Here is a 17,184-nt window from a genome sequence, read left to right as displayed (position 1 = left end):
GTGCCAGTCTCCGTGGTCGTCGCGGCGCCTTCGGTAGTGGGCCTTGGCGCCGGGTGAGGCTGTGATGGCGGAGAAGGCCCAGAGGTAGCCGGTGTGGTTGAGCCGGTCATTCTTCACCCACCGCCGAGTGTCGACGTGTACGAGGTCGCCGGGGGCGGCGTGTTCGTAGCGGCGGATCACCCGGCCGGTGGCACGGTCCAGGTGGGTCAGGCGGGCCAGGCCGTAGCGGGTCAGGACCCGGTGGACGGTCGCGGGGTTCAGCCCGAGGAGGTAGGCGATGCGGGCCGGCCCCCAGCGGCGCAGGACGCGGACCTTGATGATCCGCCGCTCGGTACGGGTCGGGGTCCGGCGCGGGCTGTGGTGCGGGCGCGAGGACCGGTCGGTCATGCCTGCCTCGCCCAGCTCGCGGTAGCGGCCGGCCCACCGCTGAGCCGTCGTGGGCGAGACCTGGAAGCGTTCGGCGGCCCGGCGAAGGGGCCAGCCGTCCTCCACGACGCAGCGGGCCAGACGCAGGCGGCCGGTCTCGGTCAGGGGTGCATTACGGTGGGGCATGAAGGCCTTCTGCTGGTCGGTGGCGATGTCGCAATCCACACCGAACCCGGAAGGCCCTCACTCGTTCGCGAACACCCGACCGTGATCACTGTCACCAACCTCCATGGACAGAACACCGGCCCGATGTCCGGCTCCGCCAGGGCGATCCCCGCTTCTTCGCGGTTGATGTACCCGAGCTCGCTCTTGTACATGCTGCCCCCGCCACGGTGCAGCATCGCGGCGCCCCCAGACCATTTCGGCTGGATCTTCCAGGACTGCTCTGCCCTAATCAATTTCGTTTGGATCACTTCCGCTGGCCGGGCGGTCGTTGATGATGTCCGTGTGACTAACCGCATCAGCGCTCTGATCTCGGCCTTCGGTGTCCTTGCCAGCACGTTTCTGCTCGTCCTTGCCGTTCGTGAGTACCGTTCCGGGGCGTCGGTCCTCTGGCTGGTGGCTGGATCCGTGATTTTCCTCAGTGCCCTGCACACGCTCGTGCGGGACGTGCGGCGGCTCCGTACAGGGCCAGCTGTGTGACGAGCGGCGACGGTTCCGGCCGACCTTGTCGGTCGCTGTTGGTGTGTGCCGTTGACTGACGTGCAGTGGGCGCGAATTGAGCCGTTGCTCCCGGACCGGACGCCGAAGCGGGGTGGCCGGTGGAGGGATCACCGCGAGGTGATCGATGCGATCGCCTGGAAGTTCCGACGGGATCGCAGTGGATCCATCAGCCTGAGAAGTATGGCAACTGGCGGGGCGTCTACAACCGGCTTCGCATGTGGGCCGCCGACGGAACCTGGGAACGGGTGTTCACCACGCTCATGGCCCAGGCGGACGCCGACGAGGACCTAATCCCGTCGGCCAGGACCTCACCACGCTGGGCCTGACCGATCCAGAGGGCCTGGTCGAGAAGCTGACCGGCTGCGGCTGGCTGTCCATCCCCGGCACCGCCGGCGATCTGCTCGCTTCCCGGCCGGAGAACCCCACCCCGATCAGCCTCCCCTCCCTGGCGCCCCACGAAGGCAAGGCGGACCCGTTCACGTCCGGCAAGAAGATGCGGCCCAAGCTCTCCGGCTGGGCGCAGAAAGTCGCGCACCGCCAGAGGAGGACGATCACCATGACCGCCACCGTGCGGGTGTTCCGGAGAACCGCCGCGATCTCGGTCGCCGCCGCATCTGCGCCGCGGCGTGGATGGTCGGTGTCCGTCGCGCTCTTTACCGGCGTCACCTCCGTCGACCCCGACAGCGCTGGGACAATACACTCGCCGAGTCCGGCATGATTGCCCTGCCCATTCCTGGCACCGGGGTCTCGTGGCACTACGGTGCCGAACGGAGGAGGAAGCCTTGTCACGCCAGGTACTTACAGTCAGCCCGGAGCAGCCCGACGGCTTTCCGACGATCGGTGAGGCTCTCGCCAGGGCGCGCAGCGGCGCCGTCGTCAGCGTGTCACCCGGCACCTACATCGAGAACCTGACCATCGTCACCCCGGTCACCATCGTGGCGGAGCAAGCCCGCGGCACCGTGGAGATAGCGCCCCGTCGCGGAAGCGCCATCGTGCTCAAGGCGGAGGCCGCCATGCTGACCGACCTGGTGTTGCGCGGCCGCGACGAGGAACTGCCCGTCGTCGACGCCGCGCGTGGGCAGGTGGCGATGGACGGCTGCGAGATCACCGGCTCGGCCTGGACCGCGCTGCTGGCCCGTACCGGCGGCTCACTCGCATTGCGGGACTGCCGGGTCAGCAATCCGGGCGGCGCCGGAATCGTGGCCACCTCCGTGGTGGAGAGCTCCGTCGAGTCCTGCACCATCGAACACCTCGGCACTTCCGGGGTGGTGATCGGCGAGCGCGGCCGGATCACACTGCGCGGCTGCACCATCCGCAACGCCCGCGGCAACGGCGTACTCGCCAATGGAGAGGCACAGGGGTCGGTCGAGGACTGCGACATCTCCTCGACCGACAAGCCGGCCATAGCTCTGGAAGGCCACAGCACCACTCGGGTGCTGCGCACCGTGGTGCACGACACGAGCACGGGCGTCCAACTCGCCAGCCAGGCCCGCACGACACTCGAGGACGTACGGGTCACCGGCACCACCGGGGTCGGCATCGCGGTTACCGGCGGCAGTGACCCGCTGCTGCGCCGCTGCCGTACCGCGCGCACCAAGAGCCACGGGTTGCTGGTCACCGACCGCTCCCGGGGTACGTTCGAGGACTGCTGGCTGGACACCGCGCAGGCGCCCGCGCTGAGAGTGAGCGGGCCGGCGTCTCCCGTCCTGATCGGCCTGACCATCAGGGACTGCGCGACAACCGCGGTGCTGCTGGAAGAGGAGTCGGCGGCCGAGCTGGACCACCTTGAGGTCATCGACGCCCTGGGAACCGGCATTTCCATCCGCACGGGGGCCAACCCGTTTGTCCGTCGGGCGCGTATCAGCGCTCCGCACGGTCACGGGGTGGAGATCGTGAAGGACGGCCGGGGACGGCTGGAAGACTGCACCGTCGACCGGGCCGGTCGCTGTGGCATCAGGGTCGAGGACGACGGCCACCTCTACGTCGGTGGTGGCACTGTCTCCTCGCCCGGCGAAACCGGCCTGTCGATCGCCGCCGGCGGAATCATGACCGCACGGGATCTGGAGATCTCCGACGCCAAGGAGTCGGGTGTCGCGGTCAACGAGGGCGGGGATATGACAGGCAACCGAGTCCGGGTGGGCGGCAGCGGCCGCCACGGTGTCCGGATCGTCGAAGGCGGCCGCGCTTCGTTCAATTCCTGTGAGGTCACGAACAGCGCCGGCGACGGCTTCCGTGTCGAGTCCACCGAGCCCGTCTCCCTCGTCAACTGCGATGCCCGGGACAACGGCGGCGGCGGTCTCGTCCAGTCCCGGCCCGGTCAGCGACTCGCCGTCGAGCAACTGACGAGCACGGGAAACGGGAAGCGGGATGCCTGGGGCTCGGGCGAGGCCGGGGGAGCCGACAGTGCCGGCGAGGGCGGCATGGATGGTGAGGACGCATGGCTCACCCGCGGGGACGGGCCGCTGTCCGCCCTCGACGCACTGATCGGCCTGGAGAACGTCAAGCACCAGGTGCGTACGCTGGTCAACCTGACACGGATGGCCCAGCACCGCGCCCGGCTCGGCATGCCCGTCCCACCGATGGGCCGCCACCTGGTGTTCGCGGGCCCGCCCGGCACCGGCAAGACCACCGTGGCCCGGCTCTACGGGACGATCCTCGCCGAGCTCGGCGCACTGCGCTCAGGACACCTGGTCGAAGTCTCACGGGCCGACCTGGTGGCCCAGATCGTCGGTGGCACCGCCATCAAGGCCACCGAGGCCTTCAACCGCGCCCTGGGGGGCGTCCTGTTCATCGACGAGGCGTACACCCTCGTGTCCGACGGCCGCAGCTCCGGCGCCGACTTCGGAAGGGAAGCGGTCGATACCCTTCTCAAGCTCATGGAGGACCACCGCGACGACGTGGTCGTGGTCGTCGCGGGCTACTCCGCAGAAATGCAGACATTCCTGGCCTCCAATCCCGGCCTGGCTTCCCGCTTCTCCCGCACCGTGGAGTTCGAGAACTATTCGGTGGCCGAGCTGGTGGCGATCATGGAAAGCATGTGCACCGGGCACCAGTACGTGCTCGACGACACCACCCGAAAGGCACTCACCGTTCACTTCGAACGGTTGCCCAAGGACGCGTCTTTCGGCAACGGCCGCGCCGCCCGCCAGGTGTTCGAGCAGATGGTGGACCGGCAGGCGTCCCGGCTGGCCTCCCTTCCGGACATGACCCAGCAGGCCCTCCTGCAGCTGCTGCCCGAGGACATCGGGGAGGAAGCCGCTCGCGCGGTCTCCGGCGAAGGCGCACCCGGGAACCCCGACAACGACCCACGGGCACGCCTCGGCGACCTGGTGGGCCTGGCCGGCGTCAAGCGGGACGTCACCGACCTCGTCAACCTGCTGTCCATCACGCGCCAGCGGGAGGCCGCGGGGCTGCCCGCGCCGCGCATCAGCCACCACCTGGTCTTCACCGGCCCGCCGGGCACGGGAAAGACCACGGTGGCCCGGCTCTACGGAGAGCTCCTGCTCTCACTGGGCGTGCTGCCGCGGGGCCAACTCGTCGAGGTGGCTCGTGCCGACCTGGTCGGCCGGTATGTCGGCCACACCGCACAGCTCACCCGAGAGGTTTTCGAGCGGGCCCTGGGAGGGGTGCTGTTCATCGACGAGGCGTACACCCTCACGCCTTCGGGGCAGGGCTCCGCCTCGGACTTCGGGCAGGAGGCGGTGGACACCCTACTGAAGCTCATGGAGGACCACCGGGACGAGGTGGTGGTCATCGTCGCCGGCTACAACGAGGAGATGGAGCGTTTCCTCTCCTCCAACCCGGGCCTCTCGTCCCGCTTCTCCCGGCGAGTGGACTTCGCCAACTACTCCTCGGACGAACTGGTCACCATCGTGCGACAGCACGCGACCACGGCCGGGTACGAATGCGGGCCCGGCACGGGCCAGGTGCTGCGTGCATACTTCGAATCGCTGCCGCGCGACCGCACCTTCGGCAACGCGCGGCTTGCCCGCCAGGTCCTGGAAGGCATGATGACGCGACAGGCCGGCCGGCTGAGCACGGCAGCGGCTCCCGGGGTGGAGGACCTGCGTCTGCTGCTTCCCGAGGATGCGGTGCAGAGAGCGGCGGTACCCGAGTGATGCGGGGCGGCTGACGCGCCCTGAGGACATGCGGCTCGCGGATCACGACAGGACAGTCTCTACGTTCCCAGGATGCACACCATGCGCCGTTCCCGGCTCCGGCACTCGCTGTTGGCCCTTCTCACGCTGATGTCCGCGTCCACGGTGGCGCTCGGGAAGACCACGGCCGCCGACGCCGTGCCCCGTGACACGGTACGGCTGTCGGTGATGCCGTCCCGGCTGGAGGCCGGGGCCGCCTGCACCGGCGGCTCAACCAAGGTGGTCCCGGCGGTGCCGTGGGAGCAGCGGAACCTGCAGCTCCCCAGGACACGCCAATTCGCCCAGGGTGCTGGGGTGGTGACCGTGGCCGTCGTCGACACCGGGGTGTCGCTCCAGGCACCTGCCCTGGCAGGCCGGGTCACCGCGGTCGGTGGGGCGGGCGCCGACTGCGTCGGCCACGGCACCTTCGTGGCCGGGCTGATAGCCGCCGCCCCGGTGAAGGGCGTCGGCTTCGCCGGAGTGGCTCAGCAGGCACGCATCGTGGCCGTGCGGGGCACGGACGAGCGCGGGACGGCGACCGATGCCACGGTCGCGAAGGGCATCCGGGCAGCGGTGGACGCCGGGGCCGAGGTCATCGAGGTGTCCCCGGCCCTGCCGCGCAATTCCGCCAGACTCAGGAGCGCCGTCTCCTACGCCGCCGACCGCGACGCCCTGATAGTGGCAGCCGCAGTGCCCGACGCCCCCGGGAACGCCACGTCCTCCGCCCACCCGCCCAGGGATTACTGGCCCGCGGCCGAGCAGGGCGTGCTCTCCGTCATCGATGTCGACATGCAAGGCGGGCGTCCGCAGGGCGCCTTCACGCCTCGGAGCGCAGACCTCGCGGCACCGGGCGACGGCGTGATCGGCGTCGGTCCGAAGGGCGGGGGGCACTTCATCGGCTCGGGAGCGTCACTGGCAGCCGGCTACGTCGCCGGCACGGCCGCCCTGGTGCGGTCCGCCCAGCCTGCCCTGACCGCCGCGGAGACGGCACGGTGGCTGACCACGACGGCGTACCCAGCGGCCATACCACGGCTCGACCCGTACAGCGCTCTCGCCTCGGTGCCGGGGGCTACCCACGAAACGGCGGGGCCGGCCCGCGATTCCCCGCCGGTGCGCCTGGTGAGGGATGAGAGCGGCGTCCGCGCGACCCGACGTGCCCTGGTCCTGGCGGGCGTGGGCGGTGGTCTGGTCCTGGTGGTCGTCTGGGCCGCCGTGATCGCTCCGCGGGGCCGAGCCCGCGGGTGGCGTCCGGCGAGGGACGAGGACTCGACGACGGGTTGAGACGGGCGGTGGTCTGGTCCTGGTGGTCGTCCGGCCTGCCGTGATCGCTCCGCGGGGCCGAGCCCGCGGGTGGCGTCCGGCGAAGGACGAGGACGATCCGCCCCGGGCCGGTGACGGGGCGGGCGCGGCGGCGGACACCGACGGATCTCGGTCAACCACCGCCGGTGGAACGGCCTCCGACAGCAGGTCACCCCTCGTCCGGTTCCTCCTCGGACTGAACGTCCAACAGGGCCGTCTGCATCAGTACGGCCTTGCGGCGGGCGATGTACCGCGCCCGGCCGGGCGGCAGATTGCGCGGCTTGACGTTGCCGAAGACGTATCCCTCCGAGGGCGGGCAGGACATCAGCAGTCCCGGGGTGTTGACCTCGTCGAGACGCCTCAGCAGCAGGTCGTTCAGGCCCCGGCCGGCACCGGTCGCCGAACGCATCACCACCATGTGCAGCCCCACCTCGTGCCCCAGGGCCAGGTGGTCCAGGAGCGGGTCGAAGGGGTGGCCGATGACGTTGCTGCCGCCGACCATGTCGTAGTCGTCCACGAGCACGAACAGCCGTGGCCCCGTCCACCAGTCCGCATGCCGCATCCGGGCAGGGGTGATGTCCGGTCCGGGAAGCCTGGTCCTGACGGCCCGGGCCGATCCGCTCACCAGCTCCCGGAGGGCGTCGATCGACACCGCGTGCCCGAGCCGGTACTCCTGCGGTACCGCCTCGACGAGTTCGCGCCGGTAGTCCACCAGCAGGATGCGGGCTTCGGCCGGGGTGTAGCGGGCGGTGACCGCCGCGGCGACCAGCCGCAGCAGATTGGTCTTTCCGCTCTCGGTGTCCCCGATGCCGACCAGATGCGGTGTACGGCTGAAGTCGTGCCACACCGGCGACAGTGTCTGCTCGTCCAGCCCCAGGGGGATCCGCAGTCCGTCCGCCAGCTCCGGTTGCGGCAGCTCCGCGACGGGCAACCGGTGCGGCAGCGTCCGCACGGGTGGCGCGGCAGGACCCGCCCAATGTTCGGCGACCCGTTCCACCAGCCCGGCGACCCCCTCGGTGAGGTCGTCGGCGCTCCCCCGGCCGTCGATGCGCGGCAGTGCCGTCAGGAAGTGCAGCTTGCCGTCCACCGTCAGGCCCCGGCCCGGGGTGCGCGGCACGGTGGCCGCCTTGCGGATGTCCACCACGGAATCCATGGCGTCGCCCAGCCGCAGCTCCAGCCGGGTCCCCACCTGGTCGCGCACCTGGGTCGACAGCTCCATCCAGCGAGCCGTGGAGACGACCAGGTGGATACCGTAGTTCAGGCCTCGGGCCGCGATCTGGTTGAAGGTCGGCAGGAGCGTGTCGAAGTCCTGACGCACCGTGCCCCAGCCGTCCACCACCAAGAAGACGTCACCATGGGGTTCGTCCTCGAACTCACCGGCCGCACGGCGCCTGCGATAGGTCGCCATCGAGTCGATGTTGTGGTCGAGGAAGAGCTGCTCACGGTGGTTGAGCACGGTGGTGACCTCAGCCACCGCACGGTTGATCCGCTCACTGTCGAGCCGGTTCGCCACTCCTCCGACGTGGGGCAGCCCCGCCAGGCCGGCCAGCGTTCCGCCGCCCAGGTCCAGGCAGTAGAACTGCACCTCGCGAGGGGTGTGGGTGAGTGCGAGAGCAGCGATCAGGGTGCGCAGCGCAGTCGACTTGCCGCTCTGCGAACCACCCGCGACGGCCAGGTGCCCGCCGCTGCCGGAGAGGTCCACCACCAACGGGTCGCGCCGTTGCTCGAACGGTCTGTCCACCACGCCGACCGGTACCCGCAGAGCGCCGAGCCCCGGCCAGCCCGTCGAGACGAGCCCGCGCTGCGGGTCCGGGGACAGCCCCGGCAGCAGTTCGTCCAGGGCGGGCGGCAGCCCCAGCGGCGGCAGCCACACCTGAAGGGCCGGCGGGCCCGCGTCGCGCAGCCGTTCCACGGCCACCGACAGCAGGGACGCACCCTCCTCGCTCTCCTCCGCCTCCGGCTCCGGGTCGGGATCCTGGGCCGGTGCGCGCGGCACCACGTAGCCCGTCGTCCACGGCACCACCTGGCTGGCGACCCGGGCCTGGGCCACCGCGCCCCGGCGCGACCGGTACGCTCCGGAAACGTACGCCGCCCGGAACCGGGTCAGTGCCTCCACACCGCTCTTGAGGAAGCCGGCGCCGGGCTGCGACGGCAGCTGGTAGGCGTCCGGCACCCCCAGCACCCCGCGGCTCTCCATGGCCGAGAAGGTGCGCAGTCCGATGCGGTAGGACAGGTGGCTCTCCAACTGGTGCATCCGCCCCTCGTCCAGGCGCTGCGAGGCCAGCAGCAGATGCACCCCGAGGGAACGGCCGAGCCGGCCAATCATCACGAAGAGATCCATGAACTCCCGGTGCGCAGACAGCAGCTCGCTGAACTCGTCGACCACGATGAACAGGCTCGGCAGCGGCGCCAACGGCGTTCCCGCAGCACGGGCCTTCTCGTACTCGAGCGCCGACGAGTAGGTGCCGGCCGCCCGGAGCAGCTCCTGACGTCGTATCAGCTCGCCATGCAGGGCGTCCCGCATCCGCTCCACCAGGGCCGCCTCGTCCGCCAGGTTGGTGATCACCGCGGAGGTGTGCGGCAGCTCGTCCAGACCGAGGAAGGTGGCCCCGCCCTTGAAGTCCACCAGGACGAAGTTCAAGGTTTCCGAAGAGTTCGTCAGCGCGAGGCCCACCACCAGGGTGCGCAGCAGTTCGCTCTTGCCCGAGCCGGTCGCGCCGATCAACATGCCGTGCGGGCCCATGCCGCCCTGCGCCGACTCCTTGATGTCCAGCTCCACCGGGACTCCGTCGGCCCCCACCGCGACCGGTACCCGCAGCCGGGCCGCGCCCGCGTTGCGCCGCCACAGGGCGGCCGGGTCGTGACGGGACAGGTCGGGGATGCCCAGCAGGGTCGTCAGTTCCACGTCCGTGGACAGCGGCTCGGCGGTGGCGGCGGTCAGCCCCATCCGGTACGGGGCGAGCATCCTGGCCAGCGCCTCGGCGCCGGCCGGGCCGACCGCGTCGGGGCGGCCCAGCAGGGTCGCCTGTTCCTTGCGGCTCCGGTCGGTGCGCACCAGCCGCACCCCGTCCGGTTGCACGTCCAGTCGCAGCGTGGTCCGTCCGGGACGCCATCGCAGGGCGTCCGAAAGGTCGAGCACGAGCACGTTGCGAAACCCGGGGCCGTCGATCCTGTGTCCGGCGGGGACCTGGACTCCGTCCAGCACGATCACGGTGAGCGGCTCGTCACGGCCGGGCACGGCGTCGGGGTCGAACGTCGGCCGCTCGGTGAACTCCGAGCCGAGCAGGTCCTCCAGACCGTTGAAGTCCGACGCCACCAGGCGGGCCGGTCCGGCGCCGTCCTGCTCGTGCGGGTGCAGGTTGTGCGGCAGCCATTTGACCCAGTTCCATTCGGCCCGCCGCTCGTCGCTGACGCACAGCGCGAACCACAGGTCCTCCGGCGCGTGGAAAACAGCCAGCTGACACAGGGCGGCCCGCACCATGTTCCGTACCGCCGTCTCGTCGCCGCGCAGCAGCACCCGGGTCCAGGACCGCAGGTACAGCGCGATCGGCTGATCCGGCACGGTGCTGTAGGCACGCACGAACCGCCGCAGCGCGTGCGCGGACATGGGCTCGAGGTCCTCCACGGGTTTGGTGGACAGCGGGGACAGCCGCAGGGCCAGCTGCTGATCTCCGACGGCGATCCGCACCTCGGCGAAGTCGTCGTCCTTGCCCCGGCGTTCCCACAGCCGCGTGGTCCGCACCATCGAACGCATCGTCGCGGGCTCGGGATGGCGCCAGGCGAGCGCCAATTGCTGTTCGATCACTGCCCGGTGGACCTGCCGCCGGGTCTGTGACAGGTAGCGCAGATAGTCCCGGCGCTCGCCACGAAGGCGCTCTTTGCGTTCACTGCTCTTGCGAACCACCTGGCCGATCATCATCACCGCGGAGGCCAGGACCATCATGCCCAGGGCGACATAGGTCAGGGCACTGCCGGAGCCGCCGGGCCGGATGAAAGCCAGCATCATGGAGACTGACATCATCGCCATGGGCAGGTAGGTCCATACCGCTGAATTGTCCGGAACCGTTTCCGGTAGGGTCGGCGGCTCCTGCAGGTTCAGTTCGCCCTCGGGCATGTCCGGGCCGCGTCGGCGGGCCAGGCGGCGGAACAGAATGGTGCTCAAGAACGGGCTCCTTATGGTGGCGCACGGTTCACGGGAACGGGACCGGGCCAACAGCGAGAATGCGCCCAGCTGTTGATGTGAGCCGAGGCCTCAGTAGTCTGCATCCGCCCTAGACTTAAAACCAAGCCCATCGGATCACGATCCCGGGAAGCGGCTCTCGCAATGACTGAAAGCTCGATGGCGGGCCTGTGCCACCTCACCATCCGTGCCCCTGCCACGACCATCGACCTGGCGGTACCCGCCGACGTGCCGGTCGCCGACCTCCTGCCGACCCTGCTGCGCTACTCGGGCAATGAGCTGGAGGAGAACGGCCTGGACCACGGCGGCTGGGCCCTGCAACGTCTTGGCGGCGCCCCGCTGGACGACGAGGGAACCCTGGAGACGCTGGACCTGAAGGACGGCGAGGTCCTCTACCTGCGTCCGCATGCCGACGCCCTGCCCGAGGTGCGGCTCGACGACCTGGTCGACGGGATCGCCAACGTCACCCGGGAACGGCTGCACGGCTGGAGTCCCGAGGCCGGCCGCCGCCTGCTTCGCGGCGCGGTGGTCGTCTGCGTACTGGCTGCCCTGGGAATACTGGCCTGGTCGTCCGGCCCGGTCGTCCCCCGCGCCGTGACCGCCGCCCTCGCCGGGCTGCTGCTGCTCGCCGGCGCCGCCTCGGCCAGCCGGGCGGTGGGTGACGCGGCAGCCGGTGCGACGCTGGGCTTCCTGGCGACGCCTTGTCTGGCGCTCGCCGGCTGGTTGCTCCCCGGAGGCGAGGCGGCCGGCGCTCAGGCCCACCAGGTACTGGGCGCCTGGCTGTTGGCCGCAGGCGCGGCGGGCGCCGGCGCAGCCGTGCTGGCGGTGGCCGCGGCGGCCGTGTACACCCCGTTCTTCATCGCCACCGCCCTGGTGGCGATCGCCACCGCGGCGGCCGGAGCTCTCATGAGCGTCTTTGACGTGCCGTTGGACGGCGTCGGCGCCGCGGTGGCCGCGGTGGTCGTCGTCTTCGGCAACTTCGTACCGGCCCTGTCCTTCAAACTCGCCGGTATGCGGATGCCCGCCCTGCCCACCAACGCCCAGCAGTTGCAGGAAGGCATCGACCCCTACAGCAGCCGGGACGTCGCGACCCGGACCGAACTGGCCAGCAGCTGGATGACGGCCCTGTACGCGGCGACCGGCGTCGTCTGCGCGGGCTGCCTGGTCGCCCTGGCCCGGCAGCCCGGCCTTCCCGAGGCGCTGACCGCGGGGACGGTGTCGCTCCTCCTCCTGCTGCACGGACGAGGCATGGTCAACGTATGGCAGCGTCTGGCCCTGGTGCTGCCGGGCACGGCGGGAGCGGTCCTGCTGGTCATCGCCACCGCGGCGGTGCTCACTCCGGCCGACCGTCCGGCCCTTGTCGTGGGGTTGCTGGGGATGGCCGGCGCACTGGCCATCGCCTCGTGGACGGTGCCGGGCAGACGCCTGGTGCCGTACTGGGGCCGTGCGGCCGAACTGCTGCACACGCTCCTGGCGATCGCCCTGCTGCCGCTGACGCTATGGGTGCTCGGCGTCTTCGGCGCCCTCAGAGCGATCAACGGCTGACCAGGAAAGAATCGGGGACACGATCCAATGCAGTCCAAGCGCGACCAGGTCCAGGCCCATACCTTCGCCATGGGCAGGCTCTCCTCCGGCATGCTGCTCGCCGACCCCGATGCCCCGGAAAGCCCGCTGGCACGCACCACCCGGGGAGTGTTCATCGGCGTGCTCATCGCCGTGCTGGTCTCCGCCGGTGCCCTGGTGTACGGGCTGGTCGTGCCCGGCGGCAACGACTCCTGGCGGACCTCGAACAGGCTGATCGTCAACAGGGACACCGGAGCCCGCTACCTGTACATCGACGGCCGCCTCAGGCCGGTACGCAACTACGCCTCGGCCAAGCTGATCGGCGGAAACGAGTTGAAGACCACCGACGTGCGCACCGCCTCGCTGCGCGGGACGCCCGTCGGAGCCCCGGTCGGCATACCGGGGGCCCCGGATTCCGTTCCCGCGGCGGGTGACCTGGAGGGCGGTGCCTGGCACGCCTGCTCCACCCTCAGACTCTCCCACACAGCCGCCGGAGGCAGCTCCGCGAGCGCGGTCACCACTCTCGTGGCAGGCGCCCCTCTGGAAGGCGGCGGAGTGGCCGACGACCGGGCGCTCGTGGTGACCGGCCCCGACAAGGCGACGTACCTGGTCTGGCGGGGCAGCCGGCTCGAACTGGACAAGGCATCCGGCGCGGCTGTCTCCCTCGGCTACGGCTCCGTGACGCCGCGTCCGGTGTCCGCACCCTTCCTGAACGCACTGGTGCCCGGCCCGGACCTCGCCTCCCCCGCCGTACCGGGCCGGGGGGCCGCGGGGCCGTCGATAGGCGGTCGGAGCAGCAAGCTGGGGCAGGTGTTCCTGGTGCAGGTACCTGGCGCGGCCCCGCAGTATTACCAGCTCCGAAAGGAGGGTCTGGTGCCGCTGACGGCCACCGGGGCAGCTCTCGTCCTCGGTGATCCGGCCACCCGCGAGAAGGTCAAGGGGGGTGCGTCCACGCTCAACGCCGATGCTCTCAGGGAACATCTGGCGCCGGGGGCCGAGGGCCGCTCCCCGGCCTCCACCGGACTGCCCGACTCCCCGCCGCGCGTGGCGTCCGTGCAGGACGGTATGTCAGCCTGCGTTCGTGTGCAGTCCACCAAGGGTCTTACCCGAGTAACCACCGTGCTGGTACCAAGGACTTCGTTGGGCCCGGTGACCCAGGACGCACCGGGGGAATCTGCAGCGGCGTGCCTGCCGGTGGACGCGGTCGTCGTCCGGCCGGGCCACGGTGCGCTGGTGAAGGCAATGGGTGCTGGTGGCACGAAGGTGGGCGACACGATGTACGTCGTGGCCGACAACGGCGTGAAGTACCGGGTGCCGTCCGGGGCCGCGCTGCAGGCTCTGGGGTACACGAACGGCGATGTGGTGGCGCTCCCCTCGCCGTTGCTGTCCATGCTTCCGTCGGGACCGGACCTGAACCCCGAGATCGCAGCCGGCGGGGGGCGCTCCCCCATCACGCCACCTGCGTGCGGTGAGGACCCCAAAGTGCCCCGGAAGGCTGCGGGACCTGATGCCGGGTGAGTTTGCCGGGCAGGTGCGGTGAGGTTGCCGAAGATGCGTGTATAGAGAAGTCGAGTTTGATAGCTCATATCTTCCTCAACTTGATCAATCCCTTCAACGCCGGGTCCTAACCTTGTAGTTGATTTCCGTAAGTGACACACCGACAAAAGGGTGGGGCCATGGCAGGCGGCGGACAGCAGTCAAGTGAACAGTCGACCCGGAACGGCATCCACGCTCTGGAGTCGGCTCTGGCAGGCATCGTGAGGTCCCGCTCGGACGTGGACAACACGCGGGGCAACCTCCAGCGCGGCTACCAGGGCAGTGACGGAAGGGGGTTCGGTGACCTGCTGACCAAGTGGGACGCGCAATGCACGATCATCCAGAAGAACCTGCAGGACATGATCGACAAACTCAACCAGAGCCTGATCCAGCACAGAACGACACAGACCTCCTCCATGGAAGCCGTCAGCCACGCGTCCCAGGGGGCCGACAGGGTCTTCGACACGCTTACGGGTTCCTGAGCCCGCTCCGCGACCCTCCGCATCGCCGACAGAGAAGAGATCTGTGATGACCGACAACCTCACCGACGGCCACATCTTCGTCGACTACTCGCACATGCAGAACGCCGCCGACGACATGGTCCACCAGACCAAGGCCATCGCCGCCACCCTGGCGAGCCTGGAGGCGGAACTCGGCGAGCTCAAGAAGACGTGGTACGGCGCCGACGCCGACTCCTACCGGGACAAGCAGGCTGCCTGGAACCAGGCGGTCGGCAACATGGAGCGGCTGCTCACGTCGCACGCAGGCCTGCTGACGGACATCTCCTCGAACTACAAGTACAGCGAGAACTCACTGTCCCAGATGTGGTCCGAGGTCACGATCGGCCGTTGAGCCGCTGACCGAATCCCTTCGCCTCGTCGTGTGCCGTCCGGTCGTCGACCGGACGGCACCGGCAGATCAGGAGACACACGGTGGCCGATCTGACCAAACTGGACGCCAAGGGCCTGCAGACGTTCGTCGACAACGACGTCGCCGACTTCATGAAGGACCTGGAGGACATCCGCAAGGACGCCCCCGGCATACCGGCCCTCAAGAGCCTGGCCCGGGGAGACTCCGACCCCGATCACCTGATGGAGAACCCCGTCTTCTCCATCGGTCCCATGGGACTCGATGACTCGCTCGTGCCCGGCAAGAAACTGATCGCGCAGGCCGGTGCGGGAGCCGGGGCGATCGACAAGGTCCTGGCCGAACAGCGCTTGCTGTTCAGAAACATGGACAGGAATTTGCGGGAGACCATCAGGACGCTTCTGAAGAGCCAGGGTGACAGCTTGGAGTCCATCGGAGGTCAGAAACTCCTCGACATCTTCTCCGATAGCAAGCAGTGACCTGATTGGCGGCGTGGCCGGATCGGCCAGGTCCCGCACGAGACGGGCACGAACCCCTCCCGTTGCCCCTCTCTTCTCCTTCCTTCCTGTCCCTGGGAGCCCCCTGCTGTGGCTGAAAAAGAGATCAACAAGGAAAATACGGATGTGTGGGCCAAGGCGGTGACCCTCTTCACCGGATACCGCGTGCCCGAAAGAAAAAAAATCTTCGAGACACTTTCGAGCTCGGAGAAGATTCCGCTCTTCCGTATGGGGCTCAAGAGCATGGGGGTCCGAGCGGTCACGCCCGCGGACTACACGGCTCTCAGTGGCTGGATGACCAACAAGGGCCAGGACTACGACCTCGTCTTCTACACCGCCAAGGGCGGCGACGGCGCGCACGGCGGCGTGCGCATGCAACGGGCTCGGATCGTGTTCATCGGGGTTCCCGCCGACGACAACGGCAGGGCGATGCTCCTCGATCCCGGGAGCATGATCGTGGGCGGCACGTTCAAAGGCGTCATGGGGAACAACTGGGACAGCGCGCCGATGGCGCAGTACATCGCCGGAGCCAAAGCGGCGCTCGACGAGTTGGTCCTGAAGGGGACAACCCGGGGGTTCGGGTACAACGACCTGGTGGTGAAGGACGTCGATACGGTCGACCTCGCCTCCTTCACGCGCACGGCCCAGGCGTTCGACCGGGCGAAGAAGTTCTTCGAGGAGCAGGCCAACACGCTGGAGCAGTGGGAGAAGTCCCTGGGCAAGGATCACGCTTCGTGGAAGGGGCAGGCGGCCGGAGTCTTCCAGACCCTCATACTCCAGGTGCACAAGAACTACCAGAACTACGTGGATCAGTTCGGCGGCAAGAACTACCGGGCCACCAACACCACGATCGACGGCTACTCGCCCCGCTCCACGTACGGTGACGCCATTGCCGGGGCCCAGCGCGACCTCCTCGAGCAGGCCAGACGTCTCCGCGCCGCATGGTCGAAGTGGGCCAGCACCGGTGAGCACGACCCTCATCGGGCGCTCCTGCAGGAGCTGAACGAGCTGTCGGAGTGGGTGATTCAGAACAACGTCATGCAGATCCGCGTGTCCCAAGGGGGGCTCAACTACACCGACGACGTCAAACCCTCCATTCTCCCGTTCTACACAACGACTCCGGCCTTCCGCCAGCACCATCCCGAGTTCGGGGACCTCGCGGTCGAGGCGAACTGGAAGAAGGTCGGCGAGAAGGCTGTCGCGCGGTGGATTCGGCACATCGATGCCGTCCTCACTCCCGCCGCTTCCAAGGCCATCTCCGAGCTCCAGAAACGATGGGGCGACGCTGCGGAGGCGCTCGGGGAAACCCTGAAGACCAAGAGCACCGCCTCCCTGTCCGAGGCATTCCAGCAGGAGCAGAACCAGCTCAGCCAGAAGAGGCTCGACAAGGTCAATCAGGACCTCAACGAAAAGCTGTCCGGCCTCGGGAACAGCGTCAGCACCCTGAGTACCGACCTGAGTGCCGGGCTGAACAGCGGCCTGAGCAATCTCGGCACCGAGTTCGGAAAAGGCTTCCAGAACCTCAACGCCGATTCGGGCAGAGCCGCAGAGGAAATCACCAAGGGTCTGAACAGCCTGGGCGGCGGGCTCGACGGTCTTCGCACCGGTGGCGTTTCCGCCGATTCCCCCGGGCTTCCGGGCACCACGTCGCTGAACAACATGCTCGGTAAATCCCCGGCCTTCAACCTGAACGCCGGCGTGGCCGACACCCACAGCAGTCTCAAGAACTCGGACGGCAGTACCACCAAGCTCAACTCGGACGGATCGCTGACCACCACGCGCCCGGACGGCAGCGTCAGTCTCTTCAATCCCGCGACCGGCATGATGACCACGACCTCCCGGGACGGGAAGACGAAGAGCGAATCCCTCGATCCGGGTGCGGCGCTGACCAATCCGGACGGCAGTACGACGACGCTGAACCGGGACGGGACGCTCACCACGAAGTTCCCGGACGGGAGCAGCACGGTCATCAATCCGTCGACCGGTTCCACCGTCACCACGCAACCCGACGGCTCGG

General features: G+C 69.1%; 11 protein-coding genes and 1 pseudogene. 10 read left to right on the top strand and 2 right to left on the bottom strand.

Annotated features, from left to right (window positions below; all coding sequences use genetic code 11):
* On the bottom strand, nucleotides 1-552 hold a 552-nt coding region (locus BT364_RS33825; protein WP_256260340.1), incomplete at its 3' end, for a helix-turn-helix domain-containing protein.
* Nucleotides 553-1,113: 561 nt separating this feature from the next.
* On the opposite strand from BT364_RS33825, the pseudogene BT364_RS44435 reads away from it, so the two are divergent.
* The 4 genes and pseudogenes from BT364_RS44435 to BT364_RS33800 all read left to right on the top strand — a co-directional run bounded on the left by BT364_RS44435 (nucleotide 1,114) and on the right by BT364_RS33800 (nucleotide 6,506).
* Nucleotides 1,114-1,415 (top strand): annotated as a pseudogene (locus tag BT364_RS44435) (transposase).
* Nucleotides 1,307-1,807, top strand: coding sequence for a hypothetical protein (locus BT364_RS43575; protein WP_256260341.1), 501 nt, complete (start codon nucleotides 1,307-1,309; stop codon nucleotides 1,805-1,807). Before BT364_RS44435 ends, BT364_RS43575 begins: the two are co-directional and overlap by 109 nt.
* Nucleotides 1,808-1,871: 64 nt before the next feature.
* Nucleotides 1,872-5,207: a right-handed parallel beta-helix repeat-containing protein gene (locus BT364_RS33805; RefSeq protein WP_072489024.1), complete on the top strand. Its 3,336-nt coding sequence runs from the start codon at nucleotides 1,872-1,874 to the stop codon at nucleotides 5,205-5,207.
* 72 nt (nucleotides 5,208-5,279) lie between these two features.
* Nucleotides 5,280-6,506, top strand: a complete 1,227-nt coding sequence (locus BT364_RS33800; RefSeq protein WP_072489023.1) for a S8 family serine peptidase — start codon at nucleotides 5,280-5,282, stop codon at nucleotides 6,504-6,506.
* Between the two features lie 187 nt (nucleotides 6,507-6,693).
* Here BT364_RS33800 and eccCa read toward each other — a convergent pair whose 3' ends face one another.
* On the bottom strand, nucleotides 6,694-10,638 hold the full coding sequence (gene eccCa, locus BT364_RS33795; RefSeq protein ID WP_072489029.1) for a type VII secretion protein EccCa: 3,945 nt from the start codon (nucleotides 10,636-10,638) through the stop codon (nucleotides 6,694-6,696).
* 210 nt (nucleotides 10,639-10,848) lie between these two features.
* On the opposite strand from eccCa, the gene eccD reads away from it, so the two are divergent.
* The 6 genes from eccD to BT364_RS42005 all read left to right on the top strand — a co-directional run.
* Nucleotides 10,849-12,249, top strand: coding sequence for a type VII secretion integral membrane protein EccD (gene eccD / locus BT364_RS33790; RefSeq protein WP_072489022.1), 1,401 nt, complete (start codon nucleotides 10,849-10,851; stop codon nucleotides 12,247-12,249).
* Nucleotides 12,250-12,276: 27 nt separating this feature from the next.
* Nucleotides 12,277-13,785: a type VII secretion protein EccB gene (gene eccB, locus BT364_RS33785; RefSeq protein ID WP_072489021.1), complete on the top strand. Its 1,509-nt coding sequence runs from the start codon at nucleotides 12,277-12,279 to the stop codon at nucleotides 13,783-13,785.
* Nucleotides 13,786-14,042: 257 nt separating this feature from the next.
* Nucleotides 14,043-14,285 (top strand): hypothetical protein, encoded by a 243-nt coding sequence (locus BT364_RS33780; RefSeq protein WP_256260339.1) that lies wholly within the window; start codon nucleotides 14,043-14,045, stop codon nucleotides 14,283-14,285.
* Between the two features lie 46 nt (nucleotides 14,286-14,331).
* Nucleotides 14,332-14,655: a WXG100 family type VII secretion target gene (locus BT364_RS33775; RefSeq protein ID WP_072489019.1), complete on the top strand. Its 324-nt coding sequence runs from the start codon at nucleotides 14,332-14,334 to the stop codon at nucleotides 14,653-14,655.
* An 80-nt stretch (nucleotides 14,656-14,735) separates the two neighbouring features.
* A complete protein-coding gene (locus tag BT364_RS33770; RefSeq protein WP_072489018.1) occupies nucleotides 14,736-15,149 on the top strand; it encodes a type VII secretion system-associated protein in 414 nt (137 codons plus the stop codon).
* A 108-nt stretch (nucleotides 15,150-15,257) separates the two neighbouring features.
* A partial coding sequence (locus BT364_RS42005; RefSeq protein ID WP_177328344.1) for an AAWKG family protein occupies nucleotides 15,258-17,184 on the top strand: 1,927 nt, incomplete at its 3' end.

Source organism: Streptomyces atratus, from assembly GCF_900119365.1.
Lineage (GTDB): Bacteria > Actinomycetota > Actinomycetes > Streptomycetales > Streptomycetaceae > Streptomyces > Streptomyces atratus_B.
This window is presented reverse-complemented; position numbering and strand designations above follow the sequence as displayed.

Coding starts and splice junctions, on each gene's coding strand:
- BT364_RS33800 (WP_072489023.1), top strand. CDS start 5,280: ATGCACACCATGCGCCGTTCCCGGCTCCGGCACTCGCTGTTGGCCCTT.
- eccCa (WP_072489029.1), bottom strand. CDS start 10,638: ATGCCCGAGGGCGAACTGAACCTGCAGGAGCCGCCGACCCTACCGGAA.
- eccB (WP_072489021.1), top strand. CDS start 12,277: ATGCAGTCCAAGCGCGACCAGGTCCAGGCCCATACCTTCGCCATGGGC.
- BT364_RS33775 (WP_072489019.1), top strand. CDS start 14,332: ATGACCGACAACCTCACCGACGGCCACATCTTCGTCGACTACTCGCAC.
- eccD (WP_072489022.1), top strand. CDS start 10,849: ATGACTGAAAGCTCGATGGCGGGCCTGTGCCACCTCACCATCCGTGCC.